This is a genomic window from Rhodococcus sp. ENV425, assembly GCF_002887785.1.
GTDB classification, from domain to species: domain Bacteria; phylum Actinomycetota; class Actinomycetes; order Mycobacteriales; family Mycobacteriaceae; genus Rhodococcus; species Rhodococcus aetherivorans.
Genome location: NZ_PCZU01000079.1, coordinates 1 through 8,906, shown reverse-complemented (window position 1 = coordinate 8,906; position 8,906 = coordinate 1). Strand labels below are relative to the sequence as shown.

The window sequence follows — 8,906 nt, the reverse complement described above, 5'->3', positions numbered from 1 at the left end:
GCCGCGGCCGAAGTTCCTGCGTGCGGTGGCGGCGGCGGGCGCCCGGCGCTGCTCCTGAGGGAAGGCGGCCGGGTGACGTCGTGCGGGTCGGTACGCTGCCGGCCATGGGATGGTTCAGCCGGGACAAGTGGAACGCCGAGCATGCGGTGTTCGCCGCGGCCGCGGCGGCGACGGTCGTGGGCGGGGTGCTCGGCAACGAGCGGTTGCAGCGGGTGGCCAAGCCGCTGATCGGCCCGTCGCTGGCGGTGCGGGTGCTGCGGCACGCCCCGCACACCGACCGGCTCGACACCGCCCTGTTGCTGCTCGGGCTGACCGGCGCGACCGTCGGCGACGTGTTCATGATCGACCCGGACGACGACGCCCGGCTGCTGCGCGGTGCGTCGTCGTTCGCCGTGATGCAGGCCTGCTACTCGGCCCTGCTGGTGCGTCGCGGTGCCCGTCCGGCGCGGTCGGCGGCGGTGCCGCGGGCGGTCGCAGCGCTCGGGGCCGCCGGTCTGCTCGGCGCACGGTCCCCGGAGGTGGCGGCGCCGCTGACCGGGTACGGCGCCCTGCTGGGCACCACCGCGACCCTCGCCGCCGATCCGGCGCTCGCGCCCGGGGCCCGGCGGGTGGCCGGACTGCCGATCCCGAACGAGGACCGGCGCAGCTGGCTGGGCGCCGGCGGCCTGGTCTTCACCCTGTCCGACGGCACCATCGTCGTGCGGCGGGTGCTGCTGCGGTCGCAGCGGACCCGGGCCGCGGCAGAGGGATTCGTGCTCGCGACGTACGCCCTCGCGCAGTTGCTCCTCGTCGAGGGCAAGCTCGCCCTCGGCCGGGACGGCACTCGCGCGCGCCGGGGCTATCTGCGCGGGTAACGACGGGCGCGACAGGCACTTTCGTGCGTGCGTCCACTTTCGTGCGCACGTCGCCTACGGGCAGAGGACGATCCGGTCGCGGTCGCGGGGGTCGACCCGGATGCCGACGACCCGGCCGGGCTCGAACCGGGCGAGATCCTCGCGGGCAACCTCGTAGAGCACCCGTCCGTGGTACGGCTCGGAGCCCGGCACCGTCAGGTCGAGGTCCAGTTCGGTCAGCTCGCCGTTGTCGACGGTGTGGCCGAGTTGCCGGGCCGAGGTGATGGTGGCCCAGCCCTCGAGGCCGCGGCGGGCGAGGCGGCGGTCGGCGCGCGGCGGCCGCCCGGCGAGGATCATGGCGATGCCCAGCGCCGAGCCGTACGCGGCCAGCAGGAACATGATCTGGTAGGGGACGGTGCCCTCGGGGGAGTTGGCGACGAACAGGCCCAGCCACAGCGCCAGGACGACGATGTACCCGGCGGTGACGAATGCGACGGCACGAACGACTCGAACGTGGTTCATTGCTCCTCCGATGCCAGGATAGTCCGTGACCTGCGCCACGTCCGTCGTCGCTACGCTGCATCCATGAATTCACCCAGTGTGTTCGTCACCGGCGCCGCCTCGGGGATAGGCCGCGCCACCGCACTGCTCTTCGCCCGCCGCGGTTACCGGGTCGCGGCCGTCGACGTCGACGCGGCGGGCCTCGAGGTGCTCGCCGCGGAGCAGCCCGGCATCGTCACCGGCGTTCTCGACGTCACCGACGCGCTGGGCTGGGAGCGGGCGCTGAAGGGGTTCTGCACCGACGGCACCCTCGACCTGCTCGTCAACAACGCCGGCCTCCTGGCGTCGGGACCGTTCGAGACGACCGCGCTCGAACGGCACCGGCAGATGGTCGACGTCAACGTCACCGGCACGATCACGGGCTGCCACAGCGCGTTCGAGTACCTGCGCCGCACGCCCGGCGCCCAGGTGGTCAACCTCTGCTCGGCGTCGGCGCTCTACGGCCAGCCGGAGCTCGCGACCTACAGCGCCACCAAGTTCGCCGTGCGCGGGCTGACCGAGGCGCTCGATCTGGAATGGGCCCCGCACGGCGTCCGGGTGATCGCGTTGTGGCCGCTGTTCGTCGAGACGGCGATGACCCGGGACCTGAACGTCGGCGCCGCGCGGCGGCTCGGGATCCGGCTCACCGCCGACGACGTCGCCCGGGATCTCTACGACCTGACCCGCCCCGGGCGGCGGCCGTCGGGTGTGCACCACGCGGTGGGCTGGCAGGCCAAGGCGTTCGCCGCCCTCGCGCAGGTTACGCCCACCCGGCTCAATCGCCTGGTCAACCGGTGGGTGACCGGTAGCTGAGGCGGTCTCGCTAGAGTGGCGGACGGATCAGCGACGGAAGGAGTCGGGTGAACGTGCGTCGGATGTCGTCGATCGGTGCGGCCGCGGTGGCGGTGCTGGCACTGGCCGGGTGCGGAGGGACCGCGGACGGCGGGGAGCAGCCGGCCGCCGCGTCGTCGGCGAGCGCGGCCGCCACGACCACCACCACGACCGCGGCACCCGTGCCGACGGCCCCCGGGACCACGACGGCCACCGGGACCACGACGACCACGCCGCCGGCGCCGGCCCCCGACAGTGCGCCGACGACGCTGGCGGACGTGCAGTACGAGCGCAACGAGTCGTACTACTTCACCAGCCCCGACGGCGGGTTCCGCTGCGGCATCGTCAGACTCCCCTCGCGCACCGAGGCCGGCTGCGAGGGCGCCACCGATCCGGTCCCCCCGCGTCCCGAGAATTGCATGGTCAACTGGGGCAACGGTATTCGCGTGCAGGACGCGGGCCCGGCGGAGTTCATGTGCTCGGGCGGCTCGGTCTACACCTCCGGCGGCGACGACCCGGTGCTGCCGAGCGGATCGCGGCTGAGCAAGCTCGGCTACACGTGCGAGACCACCGACGCCGACGTCACCTGCGCCAACGACGCCACCGGTCACGGCTTCACGATCGCCGCCGGCTCCAACACGACCTTCTGACCGTGCAACTCGACGACGCTCCCGGCCCCACCGAGTGGGGCGAGCACCCGCACGGGTGCGGCCCGTGGGCCGAGGAGTTCGTCACCGAACCGCCGCAGGATCCGCGCTACGATCCGGAGCTGCTGGCCCGCGGCGACCGCCGCAACGTCGTCGACGCCTACCGCTACTGGACGCGCGAGGCGATCGTCGCCGACATCGACAACCGCCGTCATCCGCTGCACGTGGCGATCGAGAACTTCGGGCACGACGCGAACATCGGCACGGTGGTGCGCACCGCCAACGCGTTCGCGGCGGCCGCCGTGCACATCGTCGGCCGTCGGCGCTGGAACCGTCGCGGGGCCATGGTGACCGACCGGTACCAGCATCTCGTGCACCACCCCGACGTCGACTCCCTGATCGACTGGGCAGCCGGACGGGGACTGACGATCGTCGCGGTGGACAACACACCCGGATCGGTGCCGCTCGAGACCGCGCAGCTGCCCCGCGCGTGCATGCTGCTGTTCGGCCAGGAAGGGCCCGGTGTCACGGCGCGGGCGCGGGAGGTCGCGGCGACGACCGTGTCCATCGCCCAGTTCGGCTCGACCCGCAGCATCAACGCCGGCGTCGCCGCCGGGATCGCGATGCACGCCTGGATCCGGCAGCACGCCGATCTCGACCGGGCCTGGTGAAGAAACGTTCGACGGGGAGCGGCCGATAGGGGAAAGCTGGTATCGGTAGCGACGGTGAGACGAGGTTGGCGACGACATGTCGGATGTGTGGGCCGAGCGGGCGGATCTCGCGGAGGCTGCAGTCATGTCGCGGCACGTGCGGCGGCTGTGGGCGCTGCCCGGCACCGCGCTCGGGGTCGTCGGCTGGCCGGCGGTGCGCCGCGAACGGCTCTTCCTCACCTGGCACTACTGGTGGCAGGCCCACCTGATCGATCTCGCGGTCGACGCCGCCGAGCGGGAGGCGACGCCGCGGCGCCGGCGCCGGGTGCTGCGGCTGACGCGCTCGCACCGGATCCGCAACCTCGCCGGCTGGACCAACAACTACTTCGACGACATGGCCTGGCTCGGCCTGGCGCTCGAGCGGGCGCAGCGGCACCTCTACGTCGACCGCCGCGACGCCATCGCCGTCCTCGAGAACGAGGTGTTCGCGGCGTGGGCGCCCGAGCGGGGCGGCGGCATCCCCTGGCGGCGCCGCGACGACTTCTACAACACCCCGGCCAACGGCCCGGCGGGCCTGCTGCTCGCCCGCACCGGAAAGCTGCTGCGGGCCCAGGAGATGGCGGACTGGATCCACGAGACGCTGCGCGACGCGGAGACCGGCCTGATCTTCGACGGGATCCGGCGTGACCGGGTCGAGCGCGCCGTCTACACGTACTGCCAGGGCGTTGTGCTCGGCCTGGAGACGGAGCTGGCGGTGCAGATGGGCGATCCGCGGCACCGGGAGCGGGTGCACGCCCTCGTCGACGCCGTCGACAACGAGCTGACCGAACGGGGGGTGATCACCGGCGGCGGCGGTGGGGACGGTGGGTTGTTCAACGGCATCCTCGTCCGGTACCTGGCGATGGTCGCGACGACGCTGCCGGTGGTCGATCCCGAGGACGAACGGGCGCGCCGGGTCGCGGCGCGGATCGTGCTCGCGTCCGCGCAGGCCGCGTGGGCGAACCGCCTGCAGATCGAGGGGCTGCCCCTGTTCGGGCGGGACTGGTCCGTCCAGGCCCGGCTGCCGGGAACGGCCCCTGGGATCGCGCGCTTCTCCGGCGGCACGGTGCGCAGCTCGGGGGTGGCCGAGCGGGATCTGTCGGTGCAGCTGAGCGGGTGGATGCTGATGGAGTCGGCCTACGCCGTGGCCGCCGAGCGGGCGCCCGGGCCGAGCGCCGCGCGGCCCGACCGCACCCGTTTTGAAAACGGTTATCGATAACGGCTATCGTCGACGGCATGACCGTCGCGACGCCCCTGCCCGTCACCGTGCTCTCCGGCTTCCTCGGCGCGGGCAAGACCACACTGCTCAACCACATCCTCGCCAACCGCGACGGTGCGCGCGTCGCGGTCGTCGTCAACGACATGAGCGAGATCAACATCGACGCCGCGCTCGTCGCCGGCCAGGGCAGCCTCGACCGCACCACCGAGAAGCTCGTCGAGCTCACCAACGGCTGCATCTGCTGCACGCTGCGCGAGGACCTGATCGAGACGGTCGCGCGGCTCGCCCGGGAGAACCGGTTCGACCATCTCGTGATCGAGTCGACCGGCATCTCCGAGCCGATGCCCGTCGCCGCGACGTTCGACTGGGAGTTCGACGACGGCTTCCGCCTCAGCCGGCTCGCGCGCCTCGACACGATGGTCACCGTCGTCGACGCCGCCACATTCCTCGCCGAACTCGCGCGCGGCGACCGCCTCGACGACCGCGCGCTCGAGGCCGGCGCAGGCGACGAGCGCAGCATCTCCGACCTGCTCGTCGAGCAGGTCGAGTTCGCCGACGTGCTGCTGGTCAACAAGACCGATCTGGTGAGCGACGCCGTCGCCGGGGCCGTCGAGGCCACGCTGCGCCGGCTCAACCCGACGGCGCGGCTGCTGCGCACCGTCCACGGCGCCGTCCCGATCGACGAGGTCCTCGGCACCGGCCGCTACGACCCGGAGGCGGCCGCGCTCGCCCCGGGCTGGGCCGAGGAGCTCGCCGGCGGTCACACCCCGGAGACCGAGGAGTACGGCATCCGCAGCGTCGTCTACCGCGCCGACCGCCCCTTCGACCGGGCCCGGCTCGAGGCGGCGGTGGAGAACCTGCACGGGGTGCTGCGCAGCAAGGGCTTCTGCTGGTTCGCCGACGACCCGGACACCGCGGCGATCTGGTCGCAGGCCGGCCCCAACCTGATGCTCGAACCGGCGCAGCCGTGGTCTCTGACCGGCGAGACGCCGGGCCAGGAGATCGTCTTCATCGGGGTGCGCCTGGACCCGGACACCCCGCGCCGCCTCCTGGATCCGGCTCTCGCGGCCGGGCACTCCTAGTCGGGGTCGACGTCCGCGATCTCCACGTCCACCGCGGGCCGCGCCATCTCGATCCGGTACTGCCGGACGCCGAGCACGGTGCCCACCACGAGGACGGCGGCCATCACGGCGAGGACCGTCGGCAGCAGCCACGAGACCCGCTCGAGGTATTCGCCGAAGTAGAACCCGACGAGCAGCAGGACGGGCGCCCACAGGATCGCGCCGATCGTCGACGCGATCGTGTACCGGGTGTGGTTCATCCGGGCGGCCCCGGCCACCAGCGGCGACAGCGTGCGCACCCACGGGATCCAGCGGGCGATCAGCACCGCCCAGAACCCGTACCGGTCGAGCAGGACATTGACCTTCCGCAGGTTGGCCGCGTTGAGGTATCGGCCGTTGCGGCGGGCGATGAGGTGGTGGCCGCGACGGTGGCCGATCACGTACCCCACCTGGTTCCCGGCGATCGCGGCCACCATCGCGCCGACCGCCAGGGCCCACACCTGCGCCGCACCGGAATGGTGGGCGGCCAGCACGACGCCGGCGGTCAGCAGCATGGAGTCCCCGGGCAGGAACAGTCCGAGGATGATCGCGCACTCGACGAACACGAACGTCACGACGACGAGCCACACCAGGGCGGGCCCGGCGGTTTCGAGAGGACCGAAGGTTTCCGCGGCGAGAATCATGGAGGACGCGTTCGCGCGCGTGCTCAGGGCGTGGTGTCGCGACGGGTCGTCGGCACCGGCACCGTGTCGGCCGTGGCCTCGGCCTCCGTGACGGCCGCGGCCCTGCGCTTGGCGATCAGGTGCTTGCCGATCTCGAGCAGGATCGGGACGACGGAGACGAACACGATGAGCAGGAAGATGATGTCGATGTTGTCGCGGATGAAGGCGATCTGACCGAGCAGGTAGCCCAGCAGCGTCACGCCGGCGCCCCACAGCACACCACCGACGATGTTGTAGGTGAGGAACACCGGATACCGCATGCGGGAGGCGCCCGCGACGACCGGCGCGAAGGTGCGCACGATGGGCACGAACCGGGCGAGGACGATCGTGATCGGACCGTGCCGCTGGAAGAAGTCCTCGGACTGGTCGATGTACTGCTTGTTGAGGATCTTCGCGTCGTAGCTCTTGAACAGGCGGGTGCCGCCCTTGGCGCCGATCCAGTAGCCCACCTGGTCGCCCAGGATCGCCGCGATCGGGATCGTCACCATCAGCACCCACAGCGGCGCGAACGGCGGGATCTCCTCGGACTTCGAGGCGGCGATCAGGCCCGCCGTGAAGAGCAGCGAGTCGCCCGGCAGCAGGGGGAACAGCAGACCCGACTCGATGAACACCACGAGCAGCAGGCCGATGAGCACCCAGGTGCCGAAGGAGTTGAGCAGGTTCACCGGGTCCAGGAATCCCGGCAGCAACGCCAGATTCGTCACGCTCTCCGGGACGACGGTCACGGACTCCAGGCCTCCGAGCACACTCACGGCCACCAGAGTACCGGTGGGATGCCGGTGGCCCGAATCACGGCGGGCACCCGACTGTGTCCCCGCGCCGGCAGTTGACATACTGCAGGGACAACCCTGGCGCCTCCCGCACCCCCGGGGAGGCACCCATCGACTCTCATCTGGAGGACAGCCGCCGTGCCAATCGCGACTCCCGAGGTCTACGCCGAGATGATCGCCCGCGCCAAGGATCACTCCTTCGCGTTCCCGGCCATCAACTGCACCTCGTCCGAAACCATCAACGCCGCCATCAAGGGCTTCGCGGACGCCGGCAGCGACGGCATCATCCAGTTCTCGACGGGTGGCGCCGAGTTCGGCTCCGGCCTCGGTGTCAAGGACATGGTGACCGGCGCCGTCGCGCTCGCCGAGTTCGCGCACGTCATCGCCGCGAAGTACGACGTCACCATCGCGCTGCACACCGACCACTGCCCGAAGGACAAGCTGGACGGCTTCGTGCGCCCGCTGCTCGCCATCTCGCAGGAGCGGGTGAAGAACGGCGAGAACCCGCTGTTCCAGTCGCACATGTGGGACGGCTCGGCCATCCCGATCGACGAGAACCTGCAGATCGCCCAGGAGCTGCTGGCCCTGTCGAAGGACGCGAACATCATCCTCGAGGTCGAGATCGGCGTCGTCGGCGGTGAAGAGGACGGCGTCGAGAACGCCATCAACGAGAAGCTCTACACCTCGATCGAGGACTTCGAGAAGACGGTCGACGCGCTCGGCGCCGGTGAGAAGGGCAAGTACCTGCTCGCCGCGACGTTCGGCAACGTCCACGGCGTCTACAAGCCGGGCAACGTCAAGCTCGAGCCGTCCGTGCTGGCCGACGGCCAGGCCGCCGCTTCGAAGAAGCTGGGCCTGCCCGCCGGCTCGAAGCCGTTCGACCTGGTCTTCCACGGCGGTTCCGGCTCGCTGAAGTCGGAGATCGACGAGGCGCTGAGCTACGGCGTGGTGAAGATGAACGTCGACACCGACACCCAGTACGCGTTCACCCGCCCGATCGCGGGCCACATGTTCGCCAACTACGACGGTGTGCTGAAGATCGACGGCGAGGTCGGCAACAAGAAGACCTACGACCCGCGCAGCTACCTGAAGAAGGCCGAGGCGTCGATGACCGCTCGGGTCGTCGAGGCCTGCAACGACCTCAAGTCCGCGGGCCGCTCGGTGTCCGCCGGCTGATCCGTCCCTGCGCGGTCATCCCACACGAGCGGTGACGCGGGCCCGGCCCGCGTCACCGCTCGCGTCGTTTCACTCCCCGCAGACCTTCCAGTCCTCGCCCTCCCGGGCCAGGTCGAAGGTGCGCTGGGTGACGTCGGTCGGGGTGCCGGCCGGGTGCGCCGTCACCTGCGCGATGGCCTGGCCGTCGGTGATCTGCACCTTGTCGATGCCCGTGACGACGGGCACGGTGCCCTGGTCGACGGCGGTGCGGTGGATGTCGGCGAACTGCTCGGGCGGCACCGAGGCGTAGAACTCCTGCAGGCCGCCGCACGTCGTGGTGCGCAGCGTCGTCAGGTCGCCGGCGGCGAGCGCCCGGACGAAGGTCTCGACGGTGGTCCGGATCCGAGCCTCCGGCGAGTTCGCCGCCCGGTCGTCCAGG

At 71.4% G+C, this 8,906-nt stretch carries 10 protein-coding genes and 1 pseudogene; 7 read left to right on the top strand and 4 right to left on the bottom strand.

Going from position 1 to position 8,906, the window contains the following annotated elements; translation table 11 throughout:
- Window positions 1–104: 104 nt before the first annotated feature.
- The gene (locus tag CQZ88_RS05875; protein WP_102799385.1) at window positions 105–854 is read left to right on the top strand and encodes a lysoplasmalogenase; all 750 of its coding nucleotides are present in this window, start codon (window positions 105–107) and stop codon (window positions 852–854) included.
- A 54-nt stretch (window positions 855–908) separates the two neighbouring features.
- Here the strand turns inward: CQZ88_RS05875 and CQZ88_RS05870 are convergent, their stop codons facing one another.
- A complete protein-coding gene (locus CQZ88_RS05870; RefSeq protein ID WP_006945336.1) occupies window positions 909–1,355 on the bottom strand; it encodes a hypothetical protein in 447 nt (148 codons plus the stop codon).
- A 63-nt stretch (window positions 1,356–1,418) separates the two neighbouring features.
- Here CQZ88_RS05870 and CQZ88_RS05865 point away from each other — a divergent pair, with 63 nt between their 5' ends.
- From CQZ88_RS05865 to CQZ88_RS05845, 5 genes are all read left to right on the top strand, one after another.
- Window positions 1,419–2,186, top strand: a complete 768-nt coding sequence (locus CQZ88_RS05865; RefSeq protein ID WP_044476450.1) for an SDR family oxidoreductase — start codon at window positions 1,419–1,421, stop codon at window positions 2,184–2,186.
- A gap of 47 nt (window positions 2,187–2,233) precedes the next feature.
- Window positions 2,234–2,854 carry a hypothetical protein gene (locus CQZ88_RS05860; protein WP_029545429.1) on the top strand — a complete coding sequence of 207 codons (621 nt, stop codon included), beginning with the start codon at window positions 2,234–2,236 and terminating at the stop codon, window positions 2,852–2,854.
- A 2-nt stretch (window positions 2,855–2,856) separates the two neighbouring features.
- A complete protein-coding gene (locus tag CQZ88_RS05855) occupies window positions 2,857–3,522 on the top strand; it encodes a TrmH family RNA methyltransferase (RefSeq protein ID WP_102799384.1) in 666 nt (221 codons plus the stop codon).
- Between the two features lie 76 nt (window positions 3,523–3,598).
- Window positions 3,599–4,759 carry a glycoside hydrolase family 76 protein gene (locus CQZ88_RS05850; protein ID WP_006945349.1) on the top strand — a complete coding sequence of 387 codons (1,161 nt, stop codon included), beginning with the start codon at window positions 3,599–3,601 and terminating at the stop codon, window positions 4,757–4,759.
- A gap of 17 nt (window positions 4,760–4,776) precedes the next feature.
- Window positions 4,777–5,841 carry a GTP-binding protein gene (locus CQZ88_RS05845; RefSeq protein ID WP_065922232.1) on the top strand — a complete coding sequence of 355 codons (1,065 nt, stop codon included), beginning with the start codon at window positions 4,777–4,779 and terminating at the stop codon, window positions 5,839–5,841.
- On the opposite strand, the gene CQZ88_RS05840 is transcribed toward CQZ88_RS05845, so the two are convergent.
- On the bottom strand, window positions 5,838–6,503 hold the full coding sequence (locus CQZ88_RS05840) for a DedA family protein (RefSeq protein WP_006945353.1): 666 nt from the start codon (window positions 6,501–6,503) through the stop codon (window positions 5,838–5,840). The genes CQZ88_RS05845 and CQZ88_RS05840 overlap by 4 nt on opposite strands.
- A 23-nt stretch (window positions 6,504–6,526) precedes the next feature.
- Window positions 6,527–7,300, bottom strand: a complete 774-nt coding sequence (locus tag CQZ88_RS05835; protein WP_006945355.1) for a DedA family protein — start codon at window positions 7,298–7,300, stop codon at window positions 6,527–6,529.
- Window positions 7,301–7,450: 150 nt separating this feature from the next.
- Between CQZ88_RS05835 and fbaA the strand changes: the two genes are divergently transcribed.
- A complete protein-coding gene (fbaA, locus tag CQZ88_RS05830) occupies window positions 7,451–8,488 on the top strand; it encodes a class II fructose-bisphosphate aldolase (RefSeq protein WP_006945356.1) in 1,038 nt (345 codons plus the stop codon).
- Between the two features lie 69 nt (window positions 8,489–8,557).
- Here fbaA and CQZ88_RS05825 read toward each other — a convergent pair.
- Window positions 8,558–8,906 (bottom strand): annotated as a pseudogene (locus CQZ88_RS05825) (hypothetical protein); the annotation flags it as partial.